The organism is Bradyrhizobium sp. ARR65 (genome assembly GCF_000472385.1).
Taxonomy (GTDB): Bacteria; Pseudomonadota; Alphaproteobacteria; order Rhizobiales; family Xanthobacteraceae; genus Bradyrhizobium.
On sequence record NZ_AWZU01000008.1, the window covers coordinates 186,835 to 210,646 of the forward strand.

Annotated in this window: 22 protein-coding genes and 1 pseudogene; 6 read left to right on the forward strand and 17 right to left on the reverse strand. The window is 60.3% G+C overall.

Annotation, left to right across the window (positions count from 1 at the left end):
* Positions 1-8: 8 nt before the first annotated feature.
* Genes F758_RS0112410 through F758_RS0112430 form a run of 5 tightly spaced genes read right to left on the reverse strand, consistent with a single transcriptional unit; the run spans position 9 to position 5,988 of the window.
* Entirely contained in the window at positions 9-893 is an 885-nt protein-coding gene (locus F758_RS0112410; RefSeq protein WP_024508166.1) for a branched-chain amino acid ABC transporter permease, read from the reverse strand.
* A gap of 47 nt (positions 894-940) precedes the next feature.
* Positions 941-2,194, reverse strand: coding sequence for an ABC transporter substrate-binding protein (locus tag F758_RS0112415; RefSeq protein WP_024508167.1), 1,254 nt, complete (start codon positions 2,192-2,194; stop codon positions 941-943).
* A gap of 43 nt (positions 2,195-2,237) precedes the next feature.
* Positions 2,238-4,631, reverse strand: a complete 2,394-nt coding sequence (locus tag F758_RS0112420) for a xanthine dehydrogenase family protein molybdopterin-binding subunit (RefSeq protein WP_024508168.1) — start codon at positions 4,629-4,631, stop codon at positions 2,238-2,240.
* Entirely contained in the window at positions 4,628-5,113 is a 486-nt protein-coding gene (locus tag F758_RS0112425) for a (2Fe-2S)-binding protein (RefSeq protein ID WP_024508169.1), read from the reverse strand. Before F758_RS0112425 ends, F758_RS0112420 begins: the two co-directional genes overlap by 4 nt.
* Positions 5,110-5,988 (reverse strand): FAD binding domain-containing protein, encoded by an 879-nt coding sequence (locus tag F758_RS0112430; protein WP_024508170.1) that lies wholly within the window; start codon positions 5,986-5,988, stop codon positions 5,110-5,112. Before F758_RS0112430 ends, F758_RS0112425 begins: the two co-directional genes overlap by 4 nt.
* Positions 5,989-6,171: 183 nt before the next feature.
* On the opposite strand from F758_RS0112430, the gene F758_RS0112435 reads away from it, so the two are divergent.
* Positions 6,172-7,278 carry an LLM class flavin-dependent oxidoreductase gene (locus F758_RS0112435; RefSeq protein ID WP_024508171.1) on the forward strand — a complete coding sequence of 369 codons (1,107 nt, stop codon included), beginning with the start codon at positions 6,172-6,174 and terminating at the stop codon, positions 7,276-7,278.
* A 27-nt stretch (positions 7,279-7,305) separates the two neighbouring features.
* Positions 7,306-8,199 (forward strand): polysaccharide deacetylase family protein, encoded by an 894-nt coding sequence (locus F758_RS0112440; protein ID WP_024508172.1) that lies wholly within the window; start codon positions 7,306-7,308, stop codon positions 8,197-8,199.
* Between the two features lie 96 nt (positions 8,200-8,295).
* Here the strand turns inward: F758_RS0112440 and F758_RS0112445 are convergent, their stop codons facing one another.
* On the reverse strand, positions 8,296-8,865 hold the full coding sequence (locus F758_RS0112445) for a flavin reductase family protein (protein WP_024508173.1): 570 nt from the start codon (positions 8,863-8,865) through the stop codon (positions 8,296-8,298).
* A gap of 9 nt (positions 8,866-8,874) precedes the next feature.
* Positions 8,875-10,056: an acyl-CoA dehydrogenase family protein gene (locus F758_RS0112450; RefSeq protein ID WP_245286480.1), complete on the reverse strand. Its 1,182-nt coding sequence runs from the start codon at positions 10,054-10,056 to the stop codon at positions 8,875-8,877.
* 94 nt (positions 10,057-10,150) lie between these two features.
* Between F758_RS0112450 and F758_RS49505 the strand changes: the two genes are divergently transcribed.
* Positions 10,151-10,453, forward strand: coding sequence for a hypothetical protein (locus F758_RS49505; RefSeq protein WP_157449979.1), 303 nt, complete (start codon positions 10,151-10,153; stop codon positions 10,451-10,453).
* Positions 10,454-10,470: 17 nt separating this feature from the next.
* On the opposite strand, the gene maiA is transcribed toward F758_RS49505, so the two are convergent.
* From maiA to F758_RS0112500, 9 genes are all read right to left on the reverse strand, one after another.
* Positions 10,471-11,127, reverse strand: a complete 657-nt coding sequence (maiA, locus tag F758_RS0112460) for a maleylacetoacetate isomerase (RefSeq protein WP_084305294.1) — start codon at positions 11,125-11,127, stop codon at positions 10,471-10,473.
* 205 nt (positions 11,128-11,332) lie between these two features.
* On the reverse strand, positions 11,333-12,460 hold the full coding sequence (locus tag F758_RS0112465) for a mandelate racemase/muconate lactonizing enzyme family protein (protein ID WP_024508176.1): 1,128 nt from the start codon (positions 12,458-12,460) through the stop codon (positions 11,333-11,335).
* A gap of 33 nt (positions 12,461-12,493) precedes the next feature.
* Entirely contained in the window at positions 12,494-13,531 is a 1,038-nt protein-coding gene (locus F758_RS0112470) for a tagatose 1,6-diphosphate aldolase (protein ID WP_024508177.1), read from the reverse strand.
* A gap of 3 nt (positions 13,532-13,534) precedes the next feature.
* Positions 13,535-14,488 carry a sugar kinase gene (locus tag F758_RS0112475; RefSeq protein ID WP_245286481.1) on the reverse strand — a complete coding sequence of 318 codons (954 nt, stop codon included), beginning with the start codon at positions 14,486-14,488 and terminating at the stop codon, positions 13,535-13,537.
* Positions 14,485-15,561 (reverse strand): ABC transporter ATP-binding protein, encoded by a 1,077-nt coding sequence (locus F758_RS0112480; RefSeq protein WP_024508179.1) that lies wholly within the window; start codon positions 15,559-15,561, stop codon positions 14,485-14,487. Before F758_RS0112480 ends, F758_RS0112475 begins: the two co-directional genes overlap by 4 nt.
* Before the next feature lie 5 nt (positions 15,562-15,566).
* Entirely contained in the window at positions 15,567-16,571 is a 1,005-nt protein-coding gene (locus tag F758_RS0112485; RefSeq protein ID WP_024508180.1) for an alcohol dehydrogenase catalytic domain-containing protein, read from the reverse strand.
* A 10-nt stretch (positions 16,572-16,581) separates the two neighbouring features.
* Positions 16,582-17,409: a carbohydrate ABC transporter permease gene (locus tag F758_RS0112490; RefSeq protein WP_024508181.1), complete on the reverse strand. Its 828-nt coding sequence runs from the start codon at positions 17,407-17,409 to the stop codon at positions 16,582-16,584.
* Between the two features lie 10 nt (positions 17,410-17,419).
* Positions 17,420-18,328, reverse strand: coding sequence for a carbohydrate ABC transporter permease (locus tag F758_RS0112495; RefSeq protein WP_024508182.1), 909 nt, complete (start codon positions 18,326-18,328; stop codon positions 17,420-17,422).
* A gap of 52 nt (positions 18,329-18,380) precedes the next feature.
* Positions 18,381-19,682, reverse strand: coding sequence for an ABC transporter substrate-binding protein (locus tag F758_RS0112500; protein WP_024508183.1), 1,302 nt, complete (start codon positions 19,680-19,682; stop codon positions 18,381-18,383).
* A 204-nt stretch (positions 19,683-19,886) separates the two neighbouring features.
* On the opposite strand from F758_RS0112500, the gene F758_RS0112505 reads away from it, so the two are divergent.
* Together F758_RS0112505 and F758_RS0112510 are read left to right on the forward strand one after the other, a co-directional pair.
* Positions 19,887-20,936 carry a LacI family DNA-binding transcriptional regulator gene (locus F758_RS0112505; protein ID WP_024508184.1) on the forward strand — a complete coding sequence of 350 codons (1,050 nt, stop codon included), beginning with the start codon at positions 19,887-19,889 and terminating at the stop codon, positions 20,934-20,936.
* Positions 20,937-20,939: 3 nt separating this feature from the next.
* Entirely contained in the window at positions 20,940-21,677 is a 738-nt protein-coding gene (locus F758_RS0112510) for an SDR family NAD(P)-dependent oxidoreductase (protein ID WP_024508185.1), read from the forward strand.
* 1,716 nt (positions 21,678-23,393) lie between these two features.
* Here F758_RS0112510 and F758_RS49510 read toward each other — a convergent pair.
* Positions 23,394-23,532 (reverse strand): annotated as a pseudogene (locus tag F758_RS49510) (IS5/IS1182 family transposase); the annotation flags it as partial.
* A gap of 125 nt (positions 23,533-23,657) precedes the next feature.
* Between F758_RS49510 and F758_RS47595 the strand changes: the two are divergent.
* Positions 23,658-23,812: transposase (locus F758_RS47595; RefSeq protein WP_502689138.1), on the forward strand; the 155-nt coding region annotated here is incomplete at its 3' end.

Below are 23,812 nucleotides of genomic sequence, written 5' to 3' on the forward strand. Positions count from 1 at the left end.
TTTCACCATCAACTCATTAGTCCGGCGCGACCAAAGAACCCCTGCGGCCGAACAATGAGCACGATCGCCATCAACGCAAAAATCGAGACCTTCGCCATTTCGGGCGCAAATAGTGAGCTCATGCTGACGACGATGCCGACCAAGAGTCCCGCAAGGACCGCGCCGCCAATTGAGCCCATGCCGCCGACCACCGTCACTACGAATGCTTCGGCCAGGATGGTGCTTCCCATTTCTGGAATAACGCCCTGCAATGGGGCCGCCAGCAGGCCGGCGAAGCCGGCAATAGCGGTCCCAATCCCGAATACGATCAGCCAGACGTTGGAAATGTCCACGCCAAGCACGCGAACAATCTGCGGGTCACGCGCGCCTGCGCGAATGATCAGTCCGAAGCTGGTCTTTTCCAGAAAGAGCCAAAGACCCAGAAGCACCGCGGCGGTCGCGCCGATCACAAACAGCCGGTACAACGGAAAGTAGCCGACGCCGATATTGACGGCGCCTTGCAACAGATCTGGAGTATCGAAGGGGTAACCCGTCTTGCCAAAGGCAAGGCGAACCAATTCGACCATCACATAGCTCAAGCCGAACGTCAGGAGCAGCGGGTAATCGATGCCACGGCCGTAGAGCCGCCGAATGAGAAAACGTTCCACCAGCATCCCGAACAGCCCGACCGCCAGCGGAACAGCGAGGAGACAGATCCAGAAATTGCCGCCCAGCATCAGGATGTAGAGCCCGGCATAGGCGCCGACCATGTAGAAGGCGCCGTGCGCAAAATTCACCACGGTGAGCATGCCGAAGATCAAAGAAAGGCCGATTGCGAACAGCACATAAATTGCGCCGAGCGCCAGTCCGGCAAATAGCTGCAAGGCAATAAGATCGAGACTGAGACCAGCCATCCGCATCACCTACGAGGGGGCGGCGACCAGGACGCCCCAATCCGCTATCACGCCTTGTGACCGAGTTCTGCGCAGCTCCGCAGATGCGCCTCATCGGGCTCTTCGGTGCTGATCACCTCGAAGACGTCAGATTCATTCCGTTGATCCTTGGACTTGGACCGGATAACCAAGACCGATTGCACCGATTGATGGTCGCATTTGCGATAATATTGCGGGCCCTTGTAGTAGTCGTACTTCAAGGCCTCCAGCGCAGTGATGACCTTGTCGGTATCGACACTGCCGGCATTTTTCACCGCGCTTAGCACGGTTCGGACACCGCCATAACCGAGCGCACCGTAATCGGTTGGCAGCTTGCCGTCATACATTTTGCGGAAAGCATCGTTGAAGGCCTTGGTCGAGGCGAATTTGTCCTCAATGCCCCAATAAAACGAGCACCCGCCGATCACGCCTTCGAAGGCCTGGGGTCCAGCGGCGACACGACTTGCATGCGAGAGCAAGGGAGCGATGATCTGGGTGGTTTTCTTGATCCCGAAATCGGTCGCCTGCCGCAGCGCGATTTGTTGATCGCGGCCGAAATTGCTGATGCAGAGGATATCCGGCTTCAGCGCCAGGATCCGAGGCAACAGGGTCGAAAAATCGGTGGTACCGAGCGGGTGCCTGATGTCACCGAGATTTTCAATATTGAAGGCCTTACCGACCTCGAGGAATCCACGGACCATTTCATGGCCATAGGCATAGTCCGCAGTCAGGAAAGCAACCCTTTTGCCGAACTTCGAGAACGCGTACCGGCCGACTGCGCCGGACGTCATATGCGGGTTCAGTGCCTCGTGAAAGGTAAACCGGCTGAAGTCGGCGGCTTCATTGATGGCATCGGATTGGCTGATTGAATTGAAGATGATGCCCCGCTCCTTGGTCACATTGTTGATCGCGAGCTGCACCGCGGCGGAAAGGCTGCCGACAACGAAGTTCACCTTCTCCTTCTCGACGAGTTCAAGCGTTCGCGTCGCAGCCTCGCCTGGATTGAGCTTGTCGTCGCGAACCACCAATTCCGCCTTCCGCCCGTTGAGGCCGCCAGCCTCATTGAATTGAGCTACAGCGAGCTGGGCCGCGCGAACCTGGTCCTGCGCTTCCGTGCCGTAGGGGCCCGTCAATGGGACGGGAAAGCCGATTTTGATGTTCGCCTCCTCCGCCTTGACCAGATTGATGCGGAAGGGCGAGGCAGCGGTCACCGCGCCGGCCCCCACCGTCGCCAACAGCCGGCGACGGGATATCGATCTCGATTTGGAGACCTCGCTCCTCATGACTTTCCTCCCCTGATGTCTTCTTTCGCTACGAGGCTTATTGTTATAGGCGCCCTAGGGCCGTCAGGATAACCTGCGGCGTGAGCGGAATCTCTGTAACTAAAGTACCGAATGGCCCGAGCGCGTCATTTACCGCGTTAATGACGGCCGCTGCGGCGCCCGCCGTCCCTGCCTCGCCCGCGCCCTTGGCGCCCAGTTCGCTTTCGCGCGTTGGCGAAACCACATGGCCGACATCGATGTCCGGCATTTCCCCGGCCATCGGCACCAGGTAGTCAGCCATATTGGCGTTTGTGAGCTGACCGCGCTCGTCATAGACGCACTTTTCGAAAAGTGCGGCGCCAAGCCCCTGAACCACCCCACCCCGGATCTGCTCGTCAACGAGCTGCGGATTGATGATGGTGCCGCAATCCTCGACCACCCAATGTTTAAGCAAGCGGATAAAGCCTGTCTCGGGGTCAACCTCGAGCCAGGAGGCTTGAACGCCGTTGGTAAAGGCAAAGGGATACTCCCTCGGCACGAAATGGCGCGTCGCCATGAGTTCGGGCTGAATGCCGGGCGGCAACGTATCGGGGCGGAAATAAACAATTCGCGCCAGTTCGCTCAGCTCGATGCGCGGCTCGCGATCGCCGGCGTTCACAACGGCGTTGCCCGCGATGTCGAGCTCCGCGGGGTTCGATTGCAGGATGGCCGCCGCGACATCCAGGATGTTCTTACGCAGGACCTTTGCGGCCTGGAGCGCCGCCTCTCCGCCAATTCCGGCGCCGCGCGACGCCCAGGTCCCCCCGCCATAGGGCGTATTGTCAGTGTCGCCCAAAATGACTCGAACGCGCTCCATCGCGACCCCGAGCACAGTGGCTACAATTTGCGCGGTCAACGCTTCCGAGCCCTGCCCCTGCTCGGTAATACTGGTCTGGCAGATCACCGAACCCTGAGCGTCCAGCCTGACAGCCACGCCATCCTGGGAAGAGATGCGGGCTCCGCCAACCCCATAAAATGCCGCGCTCGGGTTTGTCACCTCGATGAAGCTGGCAACACCAATGCCGCGATAGATGTTTGTTCTGCGCAGGGTCGCCTGCTCGGCGCGCAAACCCGCATAGTCCATCATTTCCACCAGCTTGGTGAGGCAAGCCTGGTGAGACAACTGCTCGAATCTCAGCCCGGTCGGCGACGCGCACGGATACGCGTCGTCGGCAATAAGATTACGCTTCCGGATCTGGACTGGGTCCATCCCGATCCGTATCGCTGCCAGATCCACCAGCCCCTCGGTAACGGCACAGGCGATAGGGTGCCCGACCGCGCGATACTGGCACATCACATTTTTGTTCTGAAAGACAACACGCGCTCGTGCGCGATAGCTCTTGGTCGTGTAAGGCCCACCGACCAGATTGACGACCTGGTTCGCCTCGATCGCGCTGGTGCGCGGATACATCGAATAGGGGCCGATTCCGGTGAGGTCGTCGATTTTAAAGGCCGTGATTGCACCGTCACGTCTCACACCGATCCGACCCTTGCAGCGATGATCGCGCGCATGAATGTCGGTATTGAAGCTTTCGACCCGATCCGCGACGAATTTTATCGGCCGTCTCAGCAGCTTAGAGAGGGCATAGGTCGCCATCTCATCGGCATAGATGTGCACCTTTATGCCGAAGGAGCCTCCGACGTCCTTGCAAACGACGCGGACCTGTTGCTCCCGCAGCCCAAGGTGAAGCGCCGCGATGTTCTGCACCATGTGCGGGGCCTGGGTGCCCTGATATATCGTAAGCCTGCCTTCCGCGCTGTTCCAATCAGCAACGACGGAACGCGGCTCCAACGTCACACCAGTGTGGCGGCCGAAGACAAATTCAGCTTCAACGACCTCGTCCGCCGCCTCAAAGGCTTGGTCCACATTGCCTGTATCATGTAAGCGTTCGAAGGCAAGATTATCGCCAAGGGCGGGATGAATGACCGGCGTCTTTGGATCGAGTGCGGTCTGCATATCGGTTACCGCCTCAAGCTCTTCATAGTCGACCAAGACCTGCTCGCCGGCATCCTCCGCAAGCGCGCGACTTGTCGCCACGACCGCCGCCACCGCTTCACCCTGCCAGCACACGCGGTCGATAGCCATTGCGTACTGGGGAGCGGACTTCAGCCGCTTCAGGTGCGAGAGCACGCCTACCCAGGGCGTGATTACAGCCGCGAGCTCCCGCCCGGTGACGATGGCAATGACACCCGGCATCCGCTTTGCGGCGCTCGCATCAATCGCCACGATTTTTGCGTGGGCATGAGGTGAGCGCAGGAACACGACATGCGCCATCCGCGGCAGCTCAATGTCGCTGACATAGAGCCCTCGCCCCTGCATGAGCCGATCGAGATTGGGCCTCGGCACAGTCTTCCCAATGTAGGAGTTTGGCCGGTCGAGCACCGAAAGCCGCTCAGCTTGCCTTCTTGCCACGATCATCGCGGTCGCCCCCTTCGGCTGTGGGCCGTGGCTTCGATCGCGTCGACAATGGCCTGATAACCGGTGCAGCGGCAGTAATTGCCGGAAAGATGCTCTCGGATGAGCTCCCGCGACGGCTCATTTTGCTGTTTTAAGAGATCTTCAGCGGCCATCAGCATTCCCGGCGTGCAATAGCCGCATTGCAGCGCATTGCGCTCTCGAAACGCCGATTGTAGATCGGCGACTTCACCGCTGTCGGACAAACCTTCGATCGTTTGTACCGTTTTGCCGTGCACCTGAACAGCGAGCATCAAGCAGGCGCGCACGATTTCGCCGTTTACCCGAACGGTACATGCACCGCACACGCCATGCTCGCAGCCGACATGCGTGCCTGTCAGATGCAGATGTTCACGAAGGAAGTCCGCCAGGTTGACGCGCGGGAGGACATGCAAATCCACGCGCTCACCGTTGACCTCAAGGGAGATTGGCATCGGAGCCGTCACCCAGCTCCTCCATATAGGCGACCGCGAGCAAGGAGCGCCTCGACGCACCGCCTAAACAGCACGCTTGCCAGATGCCGGCGCATGGACGAAGACGCCTGCTGATCCTCGGGAGGGTTGAGTTCGTTGCCAAATGCGACTGACGCATCGGCGATCAATTCCGGTGTGATCGCGACGTTGAGCAACTTGGCTGCGGCATTGGCCAACACCGGTCGATCAGCTATGGCAAAGAATGCCATGCGAAGCTTGGAAAACCCGCCGCTGGCGACACTGGCCCGCGCGGCCACGCCAGCCAGCGCGTAATCGCCGTGGCGCCGAGCGAACTCCTGGAAGAAATCGACCGAATTCTGCCGCGCGATTGGCAATTCGACAGCGGCCAGCAGCTCATCCGGACGTAGCGCGGTCGCATAAATGCCTTGAAAAAACTCAGCGGCTGCGATGCGTCGTTCACCGTCTCGCCCGCAGGCGATAATGGTCGCATTGAGCGCCAGCATGCATGCAGGCAGCTCGGCGGCCGGATCGGCATGAGCAAGGCTGCCGCCGAGGGTACCCCGGTTGCGGATCGCAGGGTGGGCGATATGCTTGACCGCGTCGCTTAAAAGCGGTGCGTGAGCGGCAACCAAGTGCGAGGTTAGAAGTTCAACATGGCGGGTCAACGCGCCAATGCGCAGAACATCGCTGTCAACGGCAATTCCTCTTAGCTCAGCGAGATCGCCGATATCGATGAGAATTTGGGGTGAGACCAGGCGAAGGTTCATCGCCGGAAGCAGGCTCTGGCCGCCAGACAATAGTTTTGCCTGTTCCCCATGCAGGGAAAGCATCTCCAGCGCATGATGAATGCTGGCTACGCGTGCGTAATCGAAAGCCGAGGCTTTCATGGGCGCGACCTTCCCCCGCCAGAGCTGGCGTATTTTTTGCCTGATTAGAAGGTGTTGGCCGCCAAAGGTCAAGTTTGTTTAGGGAGCTATTCTCCGGAGGGATTTGACTTTTGGACTTGTCTTGAGCTCGCGGAGGACGCACGGTCCGTTCGCCAGGTGAATAGCCCTTGCGAGGAGCACGCCATGAAATTGGGTTTCTTCACGATGCCGATCCACCCCCTCGAGAAGGACTGGCGGCTTTCGTTGAAGGAAGACCGTGAGGCATTTCTACTGGCCGATGAACTCGGTTTCAGCGAAGCCTATGTGGGCGAACATGTCACTGACAAGGCCGAGAATATTACATCTTGCATCGCATTCCTCGCCTGGATTGCAGCCGCGACCAGGCAGATCAAGCTCGGCACCGGCACGATCAATATGCCGAACGCGCATCCTGCGGCGGTTGCAGCCTCGATTGCGATGCTCGACCATATGTTGGAGGGGCGTCTGATCTTCGGCATCAGCCCGGGAGGATTGCTTTCCGATGCCGAGCTGTTCGGCAATCTTGAAGCCGATCGCAATGCAATGTTTGTTGAGGCCATTAATCAGGTGTTGGCGATCTGGGCGAGTGAGCCACCTTATAACATTAAAGGACAATTCTGGACGATATCGACGCAAAAGACCCTGATGAAGGAGGTCGGTCAGGGCTTCATTGGACGTCCCCTGCAGCAGCCACACCCGCCAATCGTCGTGACCGCAGTCGCGCCTTTTTCGAAGGGAGTCACGGAGGCGGCGGCGCGGGGCTGGGACCCGATATCGGCCAACTTTCTGATGCCGGCTTGGGTTAAGAGCCACTGGCCCAGATATGTCGAGGGTTGCGAGCGCGCCGGCCGTGCGGCGGATCCGGCGAACTGGCGAGTGGCAAAGAGTATCTTTGTCGCAAGCGACGCCGCCACGGCGAAAGCGTATGCCACCGATCCAGACGGTCCTTACGTCTACTACTATCGCTCGCTGTTCACTAAGCTGAAGAAGAATGGCCGCGTCGAGCTCTTCAAAACGAGGCGCGATCAGCCCGATGAGGAAGTGACCTTGGAGATGATCTGCAACAACCTGATCATCTGGGGCACCCCCGAAAGCGTCGCAGATCAGCTCCTGTCCTTTCAGGACGAGGTCGGCACGTTTGGTACGCTGCTCTATGCGGGTAAGGACTGGAGAGACCGCGAGCTTGCGCGACAATCGATGATCCTGATGGCGGAAAAGGTCATGCCACGTGTCAACGCCGGCGCTGCAAGACAATCGACTGCCGCCGAATAATATCCATCAACTCGACGAGGAAGTGTCGTGGCCTTTACCGATCGCATTCCCTATCAGGCCCAAGTCGATCGCCCCAAACTGACGCTGCCAGGCGGCAAGCGGCTCGCCGTATGGGTCATCCTCAATGTCGAGGAATGGCGGATAGAGAACGCCATGCCCCGAACTGTACTGAGCCCGCCGATGGGACAGCCATTGCTGCCTGATGTGCCAAATTGGTCCTGGCACGAATACGGCATGCGCGCCGGCTTCTGGCGTCAATTCAAAGCACTCACGGAGCGCAAGATACCGGTTACGCTCGCGCTGAACGCAAACGTCTGCAACTCTTATGCGCGCGTGGCTTCCGCCGCGCTCGAGGCCGGTTTCGAGTTCATGGGGCACGGTTTCGTGCAAGGGCCGATGCACAAGCTTGACGATCAAGCTGAAACCATCAAGCGCTCCATCGAAACGATCGCGAAATTCACGGGAAAGCCGCCCCGGTCCTGGGAGAGCCCGGGCCTGACCGAGACCGAACAGACGCTCGACCTGCTACGCCTCAACGGCATCCAGTATGTGGCGGATTGGGTCATTGACGACCTGCCGCAGGATGTCACGACGCCGCACGGCACGATCACGACAATCCCCTACTCGGTCGAAACCAACGATATCGTGATCCATGCGCTGCAGCATCTTCCGTCCGAACAGTTCTTGAAGCGCTGCACTGATCAATTCGATCGCCTATACCTGGAGGGCGCCGACAACGCGCGGGTTATGGCGATCTCGATCCACCCCTATATCACGGGCGTTCCCCATCGCATCAAATATGTCGAGGCGCTACTCGATTACGTCATTGGACACGAAGGCGTTGCACTGATGACAGCAAGCGAAATCGGCGATTGGTATCGGGCCGAAATGGCGAAGCTAAGCACAGCGGCAGTTCGCTGAGCACGGCGATCTGATCTCGCTGCCTCGTTCGGGCCCATCCAGAGCCTGCGCTCCTCGCCCTGGCCCCTCGGGCGTTGCTCTTGTCGCCTTTGCCACTCAACGTGCTTTATTGGTCCGACGATCATCCTCTGCAAGAAACCGTCCATAGCTACCCCGCGCGAACAGCAGCGGCTCCTTATGGTTGTAGGAATAGGCTTCAACCGCACCGAGGAAGATGACGTGATCGCCGCCGTAGTACCGATTGACTGAGCGGCACTGGAAATTGGCGACACTCTCGGTAAGCACAGGTGCATCGCCAAGCCCCGGAGTCCATTCGACCCCGGCGAACTTATCATCGGAGGATTTCGCAAATTTGCTGGCCAGCGCCTGCTGCGATGCGCCCAGGACGTTGACGGCGAAATGGCTGGCATTCTGGAAAATGCTCAGGCTTGAGGAGTAGAGCACAAGGCTCCAAAGGACCAGCGGCGGGTTGAGCGACACCGAGGCGAAGGAATTGCAGGTCAGCCCATACGGCTTTTTGTCGGCCCCTGCCGCCGTGATGATCGTTACGCCGGTCGCATAGGTCCCAAGCGCATTGCGAAAATCCCGCGGGTCGATCGGCGAATGATCACTGGCTAGCTCGTTTGCCGGATCCAGACCGATCGGATGCTTAGGCGCGTCGTTCATCCGCGGGCCTCAAAGCGTGACATTTTCGGACGGAAGGCCGAGCGCCACCCGGCCATAGTTGGTACCAGCCGCATCGAAATTGAACGCGATGTGCGAATTGATCGCATGCGCGTCGCGGAATTGGCGCTGCAAAGCGCCCGATGTAAACAGCCCACGTGCCCCACTCGCCGCAAACAGCAGAGACACCGCCTCGGTGCAAAGGTTGACCGAATATGCCCCGTCGCGCCGCAATCTGGTCTTGACCGCCATATCCGGAATTTGCCCGCGCCTTGCAGCGGCCATCGCCTCGATACAGTTCGAGCGCATGATCAAGCGCGCCGCGTCGATCTTGGCAGAAGCCTCCGCAATCTTGATTTGCGTGCTCTGCAGATCGCCGAGCTTGGCGCGGTTGTAGGTCGACGCACGATGGTGGGCAATTTCAACATAGTCATCGAGGCAGGCCTGCGCATTTCCGAGGGCGACCCCGGAAAGCACATAGGGGAATAGCGAGAACACGGGAAGCGTGTAGAGCGGATTCGGGTTGATCGCGCTGCCGGGCGTCGGACCACCCGCGAGATCACTTACCGAAACCGTCAGCGATTCTGCGACAAAGGCATCCCTCACTTCGACATCGTTGGAGCCAGTTCCGCGCAGTCCGGCGGCATTCCATGTATCCAGAATCCGATAATCCTTCTTGGGGACCAGAAAGATCCGATACTCGATCCCGTCAGCTTCATCGTCGGGGTCGACCACGCTTCCAAGCATATTCCATTCGCTCGACGCCACGCCGGAAGAGAACGGCCAACTGCCGTGCAACCTGAAACCGCCCTCGACCTTCCGGGCACGCCCCGCGGGAAAAATGAAGGAGGACGCAACCAGGGTGTTGGGATCTTTGTCCCAAACTAGATCCTGGGCGCGTTTGTCGAACATCGCCAGCATCCAGTGGTGGCTGGCAAGATTGGCAAAATTCCAGGCTACCGACGCGTCCCCTTTACCGAGCAGCTCGGCGCAATCAACCAGAGCGACGTAGTCGAATTCCGAACCCCCGACCCGCTTGGGCTGGACAATCCTGAAAAGACCCGCCTCATGCAGATCGCGCTCCGTCTCCGGCGGCAGACGCCGAATCTCTTCGGTCCGCGCCGCACGGTCGCGCAATTGTGGGATCAGAGCCCTCGTCCGCGCCAGCATGGCTGCGTAGGCGCGATCGTCCATCTCCTGTCCCACAGAGTGATCCAAGGTCGATTTTCGACCAACATCCGCCATCTGGCGTCCCCGCTACATCCACAGCCGCATGCGATCGTGAGGTATGGATGGTCCTCCAGAATCATCAGGTGAGATCATTTTCCTCGGCGAAAACCGTGAGCCGCTGACGCTTCGAGGTCCTCTGGTGATTGTTGATCGCGCTGCTCCCCCAATTAAGGCGCGGTCCGGCTTGTGCGTCAATCAAATTCAGGGATGCGGCATTGTATTGCCAAGTTGCTGGCTGGCCCACCATTGGGAGAAACTGCCTTCGGCCTCGACGCCACCGGAGCTCACCACCACGGTTCAATTCGCGGCATCTCTCAACATCGAGCTCCCAGTGGTGGGAACCAGCGCTGAGGCAAATTGAGCCGCACCTTTAGCGGCTCAACGGAGCGCATGTGCCTTGTATCCCGGCTGCTCGAAAGGATGGGAGGTCGCGAATGCCGGCAACGCGAAGCAGCGTTCCGCTAGCCGCGCGAGGGCCGGAAACGCGGTCAGCTCGAGCTTGAGAAAGTGCGCAGCTATGGCATGGCCCGCAATGCAAATGTCAGCAAGGCCTGGGGCTTCGCCCAAGGCAAACGGCGCCGGAGGCCTTCGCGCGAAGAGCCTCTCATAGGTTGCCAGTCCCTCCGTGGTCCAGTGCCCGCTCCAACTCTCGACGGCGTGAGCGTCGGCGGCAAAGGTTTTTGCGAGATGATTTCGAACGCGCGGCGTGATGAGCGGATGGCCGTCTGCAACCGTCGTAAGCGCGAGCGATCGCGCATAGGCCCGTTCCTTCGGATCATGCGGCAACAACGGCGGCTCGGGCTGCAGATCTTCGATATACTCAATGATCGCCAGCGACTGAAACAACGAGTATCCGTCATGGATGAATGTCGGCACGACGCGCTCGGCGTTGACGTCCTCGTAACCGGGCTTGAACTGCTGCCCTGAAAGGATGTCGACCGGGATTTCTTCAAACGGCAGACCTTTGAGCTTCAAGGCGACCCGCACCCTGAAGGAGGCGATTGAGCGCCAAAAACCGTAAACCTGAATTGCCATGAGCACCTCCAAGCGCGCGAAAATCGAGCAGCTAACCTGCTACGAACGTGTGTCGAACGCATTACGACGCGTCCGCCCCACTGCGGAGCACGGCCAAAGATCTCAATACCCTCCCCGAGACGCTCGCGGCGCCTGACATTTACGCGATGTGAGTATCGCCCGGCAATGGGGCGTGCCCGATGGGGCATATGCGATAGGCCAGCGTCTATACGGTGCGGTAGCGCTCAATAGAGGAGAGATCCGGCGCCATACCAATCCCCGCTTCATCACTCAAAGCGACCGCGCCCTCCGTGACTGTCGCGACTGGACCGCAAAACCCCTCGCGCAACGGATTGTTATTGACGTCGACTTCCAGCCAACCGTCGCCTCCGGTGGCAGCAAGCAGGTGCGCAGACGCGAGCAGCCCGATACCGCCACCAAGGTAATGTGGGCAGAATGTCTTGCCACTTTTGAGGATGTCCTTCGCAAGACCGGCACAGATCGTCAGCCCTCCCCATTTGGCGATGTCGGGCTGGACCACTCCTAGGACATCCTCAGTGAGGGCCCGTTGAAACTCCTCTCGGCTCGTGATGTTTTCGCCAGCCGCAAGCGGCATTGGGGCGCTTGACCGCAAGGTTAGCCACTCCTGGTGGGGTCGATCGGCGCTGATAGGCTCTTCCAGCCAGCGCAGAGAGAACCCGCCAAGCCGCGGGAGGATCTTCAGCGCCTGCTCGACAGACCAGGCTTGATTGGCATCCGCCGCAAGCATGCCGGTTCCGACAATACCGCGCAGCGCCGACAAATTGGCCAGATCACGATCAAGAGCAAACCCCACCTTGAGCTTGAACGCACGATGCCCTCGATCCGCGGCCGCTTCGGCTGTTCGAGCTGCCCCATCGGGGTTGATACCGCTCGCATACACATTGATCTTGTTGGACAGACCACCCAGCAGCCGGAACAGCGGCTGCTTTCGTCGCCGCGCATAAAGATCCCAAAGCGCAAGATCAATTCCCGCAATTGCCTGCGCGAATGGTCCGGGCTCTCCCGACTGCAGCGCCAATACGGCTGTGCCCTTTGTCAGAGTTTCGAAGGCCCGAGCCGGGTGGTCGACCCTTTGTCCGACCAGAGCAGATGCGAGCACCTCATTGATCAGCCGCGCACGATGTTCGGCGCCTGTCGCAGGAAAATTCGACCAAGCCTCGCCCCAGCCCACCACGCCATCTTCATCTTCGGCGCGAACAAACACCGCTGGACGGCTCAGCATACGGCCAAACGAGGTCACCACCGGCGTCGCCAAGGGATAGCGATAGCATAACGCTGCCATCGAACGCACACTGAAATTTTCAGATGCCATGTTCGCTGCTATGCTGTTGCGGTACCCTCGGCGTCAGTAAGCACTGGCAAAGTCGCCTTCCTGCTTAATGTCGCTGAAAGCGGGAAACCGCGCTTTCCATCGCGCGCCCTTACCTTTCGTTAGCGCGTTGAGCCGTTCGAGCACGTCAATGCCGTCCTTGCGTAGGCTAGCAGCCACCGCCGCGCGGTCAGGAAAATGGCGCCGTACCGCGTCAAGCCAGATCGTACGTCCTGCAAGAAAGCCACCCGCGCCAGCCGCGTAGGCGTACTCCAGTACACGCTCGAATCTTTCCGGCGCGGCGCCGCCGGATAGCAGCACCCACGGGATCCCCCGTTCCGCACATATCTCGCCGATCGCATTGAACTCGCGCTGCGCGGCTGCTGACGCCGCACTGCGGTCGCGTGGCGGCAGCACGTTTGCAGCGAGCGGGCTTTCCAGTTTCAGAAGATCGACTCCGTATTCGGGCCTGGCGAACTCGCGCACGCTTTCGATTACGAGCCTGGGGAGCTTGCCGGGCGATTCTACATAATCGGCGGTGTGGTTGGCACTACCGGAAAACGGGTAAACCAAAAGCTCGAGCACATAGGGAATGTCGAACCGCGCACAGTCCTCGCCGATCTCGCGAACAAAGGCTTTTTGATGCGCAAGAACCGCGTTGTCGGCATCCGGCCGATACCAGGCGAGCACTTTAACCGCATCGCCGCCGATAGCCCGTATCTTCTCCACGCTCCAATTCGCAATCGTGCGGGACTTGCGGCCGCCCGGTGTTTCCTCCACCCGATGCTCCTCCAACGTGACGATCAAGCCACAACGCGGCGGCAACAGATCAATCGCGGCGGGGACTGCGAAATTCGGATCGAATAGCATGGAGCTGCAATAGGGCCCGAGCGCCTCGACCAGCAGCCGCTTCGCGGCAGTCACCTCGGAATATTCAACCTGATCCTTGCTAATGCCCTTGGCCTGCGCGATCGCCTCGAACAGCGGCGGCCGTTGGTCCAGCGCGACCATGCGGAAATGCCCATCGCCGTCCGCAAGCCGCGCTAGGCCTCTGTTCTTTCCAATCGTTCTCATATGTCAGGTCCCCATGAATGCAAGACAATCGTCGATAAAGGGAATAGCGGTGCGGCCGCCGGCGCGGGTGCATTTCAGTGCCGCCGCGGCCGAGGCAAACGACATCGCATCGCGGACGGCCAGCCCGCCGCCGATCGCAAGTGCATAAGCGCCGTGAAAGACGTCGCCGGCACCGCTGGTGTCGACGGCCTCGATCGGAAAAGCGGTCTGCGTTTGCAAGCGCCCATCTTGATACCAGCTCACCCCGTCGTGGCCGCGCGTGACCGCGACGACGCGGCAGGGAAAACGCGTGATGCCCTCCAAGGCGTCGTCGCCGGCCGAGCCGGCATAGTCTTTCAGCGCAGGCTCGGAGAAGACAGCATGATCGGTCAGCGGCAACAGCTGCTCGAACACACCCCGATCGGCCATATCGGCGTCGAGAATGGTCGGTATGCCCAGCCGTCGGGCCCTCGAAAACAGCGCCATCGCTCCTTCCGGCCAGCGCGGATCGGCGAGCACGGCGGCGGAGACCATGACATCATCAAGCGGCAGCCAGTCGGTACCAGCCGGAAACCGGCCACGGAAGTTCACGATCTGGCGCTCGCCCGCTGGGTCGACGATGACGCCCGATACGGACGATCGTCCGCCGGGGAACAGCCGGAAATATCTGGTGTCGATACCCTCGCGCGACAGCGCCGCGCGCATCTCGCGTCCAGGGCCATCGTCGCCCGCGCGGCCCCAAAAGGCAGCTGCGCCTCCAAGCCGCGCCACGGTCACGGCCGCGTTCGCGGCCATGCCACCGCCCGCTGTCGTATGTTCGATGGCCCTGATCTTTTCGCTGCCGCCCGCGAAGGGCCGTTCCACTTGCCAGATCTGGTCGAGCGCTGACAGGCCGAGGCAGATGATGCGGATGCCTTTCGCCTGCGCGGCAAATTGCTGCCAAGCCATCACCGGATCTGCACTCTCCCCAGTTGTCACGACAGCACTCTTCCATGCTCATTGTCGAACAGGTGCGTCTTGCCGGGCTCCGGACGTAGGTAAAGGTGGTCTCCGACCCTGGGCCGCAAGCCAGGGTGCACGCGCGCGATTGCCGAAACACCTGCAAGCTCAAAATGAACAAGGGTATCCGAACCGAGCGGTTCGACCAGTTTCACCGTCACCTCAATGGCCTCCGACGCATCGGGCGCTACGGCAAAATGCTCGGGGCGGATACCGAGCACTGCCTTGCCGCCTGCGTTCTTCAAACGCGCCTGGGCCGCGCCGTTGAGGCCGACGGCAGTGCCGTCGTGGGACAGCACCACCCGTTCGCCGCGCAATTCGGCCGGAAAGAAATTCATGGTCGGCGAGCCGATAAACCCGGCCACGAACTGGTTCGCCGGTCGCTCATAGACCAGCTCCGGCGTGTCATATTGCTGAACGCTCCCGCCCTGCAGCACGACGATGCGGTCGGCCATGGTCATGGCTTCGACCTGATCGTGGGTGACGAAGATCATTGTGGTCTTGAGCTGCTGCGACAGCGTCTTGATTTCGGCGCGCACCTGCGCGCGCAGCTTGGCATCCAGGTTGGATAGCGGTTCGTCGAACAGGAAGACCTTGGGGTTGCGCACGATCGCGCGGCCCATGGCGACCCGCTGGCGCTGGCCGCCGGACAATTCCTTTGGCTTGCGATCGAGATAGGGCTCGATGTGCAACAATGCCGCCGCGCGCTTCACCCGTGCGGCAATCTCGGTTTTCGGTACGCCGCGCAATTCCAGCGCAAACGACATGTTCTCGTAAACGCGCATATGCGGATAGAGCGCGTAATCTTGGAAGACCATCGCGATGTCGCGCCGCGCAGCGGGCACGCCATTGACGCGATCATCGCCGATGTAGAGGTCACCTGCGCTGATCGGCTCCAGTCCTGCGATGATACGCAGCAGGGTCGACTTGCCACAACCGGACGGACCGACGAATACGATAAACTCGTGATCTGCGATCTCCAGATTGAGAGCGGGGATTACGGTGTAGTTGCCGTAGCGCTTGATGAGATTGCGGATCGAGATCGAGGCCATGCGGGTCAGTCCAGCGCCAGAACCGGCTTGATGAGCTCACCTTGCGCAAAGCGGGCGAAATTCTCCGGCAGCGCTGAGAGGCCGAACTCGCCGTCGACGAGCTGCCGGTATTCCTCCTTGTGGCGCCGCAGCAGTTCGATGTTCGACGCAAAGTCAGCGAGCGGAAAATAGAAGGTGCGGATCATGTAAAAGTCTTTGCGCCGGAACACGGGGCCCTCGGCGATGGTCCACGGCGCGGCATTTTCGCCGACAAGAACGACCGCGCCATGGGGCAACACCACCTCGATGCCGAGATTGCGCGCCGCATGCGCGCCCGAACATTCCACAATCAGGGCAAACCGCTCCGAGCTATCGCCCACCGGATGCGGCTTGGCACCGAATGATTGCGCGATCTTCAGACGAACCACGTTGGGATCAGCGACGCGGATGTCGTCATATCCGCAACTCTTCAGCGCCAGCACGACTCCCAGACCGACCGGACCTGCGCCCGTGACCAGCACGGGCCCAGCCTGCTGCGGCGAAACGATGCGGTTGACAAAACGCACAGCGTGGCCCGAGGTGCCGATCACGTCGAGCAGCAGCGGCGCGAGGCTATCCTCGATATCGTCGGGCACCGGCAGCAAGCAATTTTCCGGAACCGGCACATATTCGGCGTAACCGCCGGGCCGATTCCAGCCGATCAGGCTCGAGACTTCCAGACACATCTGCGTGTCGCCGCGCTTGCAGGCGGCACAGCGATCGCAATGCAAGGGGATATAGACTGCGCAGCGCTTGCCATGCATGGGATGCCCCGGCTGCTCGACCACGCCGAAGATCTCGTGGCCCGCCGTAAATGCGGCGCCCCTGTGCCAAAGCTTGAAGTCGGAGCCGCACAGCGCGGTGCGCAAGACGCGCACCAGCACGTCGCCTTTTCCGAGATCCGGTATGGCGACGCGCTCGATGGTGATGCGCTCATGACCATGGAAGACCGCGGCATCCATAATCGAATTGGGAGGCGTAGAGATAAGCATCGATTTCCACCTAGCCTTTCACCGCCCCTAACGTCAGCCCCGCGACCAGCCAACGCTGCACCAGCGTGGCAAGCACAAGCGGTGGAAGCGCTATCAGAGTTGCCGCGGCCATCAATACACCCCACTGCGTCGACCCTTCACCGACGAAGTTGAAAGCCGCCGCGATCAGCGTCTTGGTGTCGCCGTTCGAGAGGACCAGCGCGAACAGAAAGTAGTTCCAGGAAAACACGAAGGCGAGGATCGCCGCGACAGCAACGCCCGAACCGACCAGCGGCAGAGCGATCCGCCACAGGATACGCGTGACGCTGCAACCGTCGACCTGCGCCGCCTCGAACACGCTGCGCGGGATATTATCGAACGACGGCAATAGCACCCAGATTACGATCGGCAGCGTTATCACGGCATGGCTTAAGATCAGCGCAGTGTAGGAGCCGATCAATCCGACCTGCCGGAACATCACGTACCAAGGCAACAGAAACAGCGTGCCCGGCGCCATGCGCGCGGCAAGCGTCAGGATCGCGGGCCAGGAAATCCGGGTCCACGACACCGCGAAAGCAGCTGGAATTCCGAAGATCAGCCCGATGCCGGCGGAGCCGACGGTAACGATCAGGCTGTTCACCGCATATGAGAAGAACGGAGTGGTCTTGATCAGCTCACCATAGTTCTCAGCCGTCGGCGAAAAGATCAAGCTCGGCGGATAGGCGGTGACCTCGAATGACGGCTTGAAGGAGGACAGCACCATCCACGCGACCGGCGCCATGATAATGATACCCGCAAGCGCGAGCTGCAGCGTGTTCAAACGGCGCAGGACGGCATCGCTGACAGGCATGCTGGTCATCGCTGTCCCCTCACCAAGCTACCGCGCCGCGCAGGCGGTTGAATGCCAGCACCGCCCCAAACACGATCGTGGTCAGGGTCAGCATCAGCGCAGAAGCATAGCCGATGTTGAAGAACTCGAACCCGGCCCGAAAACCATAGATGTTGAGCGTGTTCGAGGCATTGCCCGGGCCGCCTTGGGTGGTGATGTAGATGATGTCGAAGAAGCGTAGGAGATCGACGCTGCGCAGAATGGTCGCGGTGACGATGGTCGGTAGCAGCAGCGGCAGGGTGATACGCTGGAGGGTCTTGAACGGCGAAGCCCCATCGATCTGAGCCGCCTCATAGACGCTCGGTGGCAGCGACTGCAGGCCACCCAGCACGATCAGCGCTACATAAGGTGCCCATTGCCAGGTATCAATCAGAGCGATGGTCGGAATGACCCACGTCGGGGAGGCCAGCCAATCCGAGGACGGCAAACCGATAGAGGTGAGAATATAGTTCGCAGCGCCAAGCGAGGGGTCGAGGATCACGAGCCACATCATGCCGGCGACTACGGGTGGCATCATGAAGGGAGAAATGAAAAGCGAGCGCACAATGCCCGACAGCCGCTCGGCCTGAAACAACGCTAGTGCAAGCCAGACACCGAGCACCAGCTGCAACAGCAACGAGAGCAGATAGAGCGCCAGCGTCACCCACAGACCGTGCCAAAACTCGTTGTCGGAAATGAGCTTGGCGTAGTTGCCAAATGCAACGAAGGACTGCTTGCCCGTGGAGGAAAAGCTCTGGAACGAAAGCCAGACCGTGTAGACGACCGGAAAGGCGATCATGCCGATCGTGAACAGAACCGCCGGCGCCGACAGGGCGGCTAGCTCCAGCCGCTGCTGGTTCTGCCCGGACGTTTCGCCCTCTCGTATCACCGCGGTTTCGAGTGCAACCATATAAGCACGCGCCCTGACTGCTCGAACAAGCAGCCAAAGTCCTTTGCATTTGCTATTTCTGCGCAATCAGCGTGTTGAGCGCCTTGTCGGCATCGGCGCAGGCCTGATCGACCGTCTTCTGCTTCAGGATTAAGTCCTGCACCGCCTGGCCGATGAACTCGCGCGATTCCGGATTGGCGACGATTGGATAGCCTACCTCGGACGCGCCCTTCGCGGCGAGCACGTCGAGAGCGGCCTGCCACTGCTTGCGCACCGGCTCCTCATCGATCCATTTCCGATAGTCGGGATCATTGGCGAGGGATGAGCGCGGCGGCGCGATGCCTTGCACCGCCATCATCTTTTGCACGGTCGGGCTGGTTGCCCATTGCACGAAATACCAGGCGGCTTCAGGTTGCTTGCTGTAGGCGGAGATCGCGATGCCCCACCCGATCGCGGTCGGGACTTGGCCGCCATCGCCGGGCGGCAACGGGATCAGCGCAGTGTCCTGCAGCCGCTCGCCGCCTTCCATGACCGTGCGAAGTTCGTTCGAGGCCTCGAAATCCATCGCCGCGCGACCGGCGCGATAGAGCGCGGAAATCTGAGGGAAGCTGTAATTGACGACCCCGGGCGGGCCGTAGTCGCGCAGCAGGCGGCTATAGGTGTCGAGCGCCGCCTTGCCCTTGGGCGTGCACAGGGCAGACTTGCCATCCACCATGTAGCTGCCGCCCATGTTGTGCAGAAAGTTAGAAAACGTATAAGGCAGCGCCGGCTTCAGTCCGCGCGAGACGAACGGCGTGATGCTCGGGTCACAGGCCTTGATCTTCTTTGCGGCTGTTTCGATATCGGCGATGCTCTTAGGCTGATCGACCCCGCATTTCTTGAAAATGTCGGTGCGATAATAAAGAACAGGCCCCTCGATATTCATAGGCATGCTGGTGAGCTTGCCGCTGTAGGTTGCCGCCGTCAAAAGCGCCCGGCTCAGGCCGGCATAGTCGTAGTCGGGCGCGACCTCATTCTTGGTCATAGGAGTGAGATCCTCGTACCATCCCGCCGCGGCGAACTGCGCGCCTTCGCGCGATGGTAGGGTCATGAACACATCGGCCTCGTCGCTATGCGCGTTCATAACGGTAACCAGGCGCTGGCGCATCTGCTGCTCCTGGTAAGTGTCGACCTTGAGCGTGATGCCCGTGAGCTTTTCGAAATCGGCCTTATGCGTCAGAAGCGCCTGCGAGACCGGATTGTTGTTGGCAAGGAAGGTGACGGTCTTGCCATGGAACTTCTGCCAGTCGAAATCGGCCCCATGAGCGGCCGAGACGACACCGCCAGCCGCGATGACGCAAAGCGTGAAGCCCGCCACGATACTCCTGGTTGCCATTGTATTCCTCCCAAATCCGGGCGTTGCCGCTCCGGGCCGACTTGGCCGACCGTTTTTCTGAAAACGGTTACACCGTAAATCCCGCAGCCGGCGTGTCAAGACAGTCGAAAGAATAACCTTCCCAGCAAGTTATCGGTGGACAATCCGTACGCGGGAGGTCATCATTCTATGTAACGTTACATTTTCGACGTTGCTTTATTTGAAATGGCATTTGCCCCCGAAAGAGCTTCCAAACAGGGTATCCGCGCGGTCGCGGCCCAGGCCGGTGTCTCGATCGCCTCCGTCTCGCGCGCGCTCAACAATCCGGAATCGGTGAGCGCCTCACTGCGGGCGCGCATCGCACAAGCCGTCGAACAGGTCGGCTATATCCCGCACGCGCCGGCCCGCGCCTTGTCCTCGCGACGTTCGCGCACATTGGGGGCGATTGTCCCGACCATCGACAACACCATGTTCGCGCGCGGCATCGCCGCCCTGCAGAAATACCTGTCTTCCGTCGGCTACATGCTGTTCCTCACCACCAGCGGCTACGACCTTGAAGTCGAGTTGCAGCAAGCGCGCAATCTGATCAGCCGCGGCGTCGATGGCCTAGTGCTGAGAGGCGATTGCCACCACGATGGCTTGCGCAAAATGTTGGCCGAATACGCCATCCCCTTCATCAATGTCGGCGTCTACCGGCCCGATCGTCCCTACCCGTGCGTTGGCACCGATAATGAGGGTGCCGCGCACCGCGCCGCCTCGCATGTGATCGAACTCGGGCACACTCGGATCGGCATTGTCTCCGCACTCCAGCGCAACAATGACCGCGCCAGCGCGCGCGTCGCCGGCTTCCATCGGGCGCTTGCCGAAAACAGCCTCCCGATCCACCCCGAATGGCATGTGGAGGTGCCTTACACGCTCGACGACGCGCGCGAGGCCGCACGATATCTGCTGAGCCTGAGGGAGCGTCCGACCGCCGTCGTCTGCGGCAATGACGTGATCGCCTACGGCGTCCTCCTGGAAGCCGAGCGCAGCGGCTTTGCCGTGCCGCGCGATCTCTCGGTCGTCGGCTTCGACGACCTCGACTGGAGTCGGCATCTGCGGCCGAGCCTCACCACCATTCAGGTGCCGACGGCGGCAACCTGGCAGCGCGCCGGCGAATATCTCGTCCGTCATCTTTCGGGCGAGCAGACCATCATGCATCACGAGGTCGACTATTCGCTGATCGTGCGCGAGTCCACCGCGCCGCCGTTACGATCTCCCAAACAACACAGGTGACACGTGACACATCCCTTGTTTTCGCTCGCTCCTGGCTTCCATGCGATTGTAATTGGGGGCGCCGGCGATATCGGAGCCGCTATCGCTAATATGTTCTGCGACCTGGGAGCGAGCGTCACCGCGACCGGTGTCAATGACGCAGACATCGCGCGCACGCTGCTCAAGCCGCGCGAGGGGCTCGTGCTCGCACCGCTCGACGTGACCGATGATGTGGCAGTGAAATCATTCGCCTATCGTCATGCGCGCGCCGATGCGCTAATCAACTGCGCCGGCATTCTAGCGCGTGACCGCGAATATGAGATTGAGACATTTGCAAAAGTGCTCGACGTCAACCTGACTGGAACGTTCCGCACCTGTATGGCCTTCCGCGCAGCGCTGGCGAGGGCCAAGGGTTCGATCGTGAACATCGCTTCAATGAATGCGACACTGGCACTCCCGCGCATTCCCGCCTATTGCGCGAGCAAGGGCGGTGTTGTGATGCTTACCAAAGCGTTGGCTTTGGCCTGGGCGGAGGAAGGGATCCGTGTCAACGCGGTTGCGCCCGGGTACATCGAGACAGTTATCAATGCGGCTGGACGCACAGATCGCGCGCATTACCAGCGCATCGCTGATCGCACCGCGTTCAAGCGCTGGGGCCAGCCGGAGGAGATCGCGGGAGCGGTCGCTTTTCTGTGTATGCCGGCTTCGCTATATGCGACGGGCACAGTCGTCGCGGTGGATGGCGGCTTCTTGGCTGGATGAGCAAGCGTGGACGAGTTGACATTTTCTGTAGCTGAGGCATTCAAGCTCCTGCAATCGAGAACTCCGATGCGGCGCGCGCTGCGCGCCATCTCCAGCGATCATCACGTGTCTAACTGACGGTGCCTCGCCGCAATTCGGGAAAGCACGCCGCCTCGCGTAACCAACCCTCAATGCCATTACGAGTGCCGTAGAGAGGATAGTTGCGCTTGTCGCTCCCCTCATAGCTGCTTCGTGCAAATACGAAATTGTCGTTCGATCACCACTACCCGTCCAGCGCGCGCACACACATCTTTGGCGCGAGCCACAGCTTTGTTGGCTTTGCTTTGTCAAGGAGACATTCAATGACTACACCGAAGCTCTTGTCGGCTGGACTGATCGTTGCAGCCGTGTTTGCCTCCCTCGCGATTGCTCGTGAGAGCAGCGCAAAGGCGCGATCGACTGCTGTCCACAGCTATGCAGCAGTGCAGCGCACTCCGGCAGCCTACAAACGCACCTGTGTCCGAGCTCCCGACGTTGGCGCCTTTGCAACTAGACCATGGCGTAAGCCACCGTGCGAGCCTGGGTCCGGATTTTGAGCTCAATGGGCTGGATGGCCGAAAGCTTCATGAAAACCATGAAGGTCGAGGCGGTCTATGCGATAGGTTGCGAAACCTTCGAACGTCGCTGAAGATCTTCTGCGCTTGATCGACCACATGTACGGCAAGCGCCGATAGCATTCAGCTCTCGGCTATCTAAGCCCACAGCAGTTCGAGGACCAAAACACCCGCGGAGAGGGTCAAATCAGCCGCTTACCCCTGTCGGGCCCGAGGGGCCCACACCGCGTCAAATTTATCCCTCAGGCCGCGGGTCCTAGCTGTACCTGCGAGAACTTTGGCCTCAGTTGTTTCCTGCTCGCCGAGCGAACGAAACGTGTTGGCGACACTAGCCGGTCCGCAACGCGAGCTATTTGATTGACATAAGATTTCAGCCTTGAATGTGGTCGCGACCGGAAGCTGCCAGGCACGCTTGATCAGTTCTGGAAGTGAATGGCCGAAGATTGGATCGCCTCAGGCGACACGCTCGGCGGACTGGCGGCGAAATAGAGCGAACCGCTAGTCAGAAGAAAGCCGACTGCGATCCCACAACGCTATCACATTCAGATGCCTACGCCACGAACGACAATGGCCTCCTTCGGGACTTCTGAGACGCCAACTTCTAAAGGCTGCGATCAGGTAGGCTCTGCGATCACAAAGCCATTACGGCCTAAGCACCGCAGTTGAGCCGGCCGGCTTCTCGCCCGTACCGACTACCCGATACTTGCTTAGCATCGGCTGTGAGCGGGAGAGTGCGGAAACGACTGAGACATGAGAAGATCGATGCAATTGAGCATTGAACGACTCCGGCCGTGCAGAGTGTCCGATACTCCCGGATGGAACGGCGCGTTCTGCCAATGGCAAAGCTGTAAAACGGGGCCGACCGCTGTCGAACCTCCTCCAAATTAACGAAGCGGTCGATTGACCTTAACGTGCCGCTCAAGCAAGAGCTCGTGAAGAGCGCCGTGTCATCCAACTGCCCTGACCCATCCGAATCTCGCGGCCAGTGCAGCGTGAATGAGCGCTTCCTTCGCCTTCAGTGCCGAATTTCAATACAGTCCGCCGGGGCGTTGAATAAGTCGATGAACTAGCTCACAGCGCACGGCACGTTGCGAGGACCGAAGAAGGCTCTAGTCTAGCGTGCTTAGGCGGGCTGTAGCGTAGGCAGCGGCATGAGCTTTGCGAGCTTGCGGATGTTTGGGGTGGCAGCGAAGGAACTCGTCGCGAGCGCCAGATGGACCTCTTAGCCTAAGCCGGTCGAGGCGCAGGATGCGCTTGAGATGGGTAAGCGGCGCTTAGATCCCACCTTCAGCGCAGCGGGTTGATCGGCGATTGTCCGACCGCTGAGTCGAGCGGGGTTAGGCACGTGTCGGACACTGAGCTTTTGCACAAATCTAAGCCCGAGCCGGTGCGCCGGCTGGAGGTTTTCACCGGAACAGGACGGCGGCGCGCNTGGACGGCGGAGCAGAAAGCGGAGATTGTCGCCGCGAGCTATGTTGATGGCGAGAGCGTCACCGCGGTTGCACACCGGCATGGGCTGACACCGCAGCAGTTGTTCGGTTG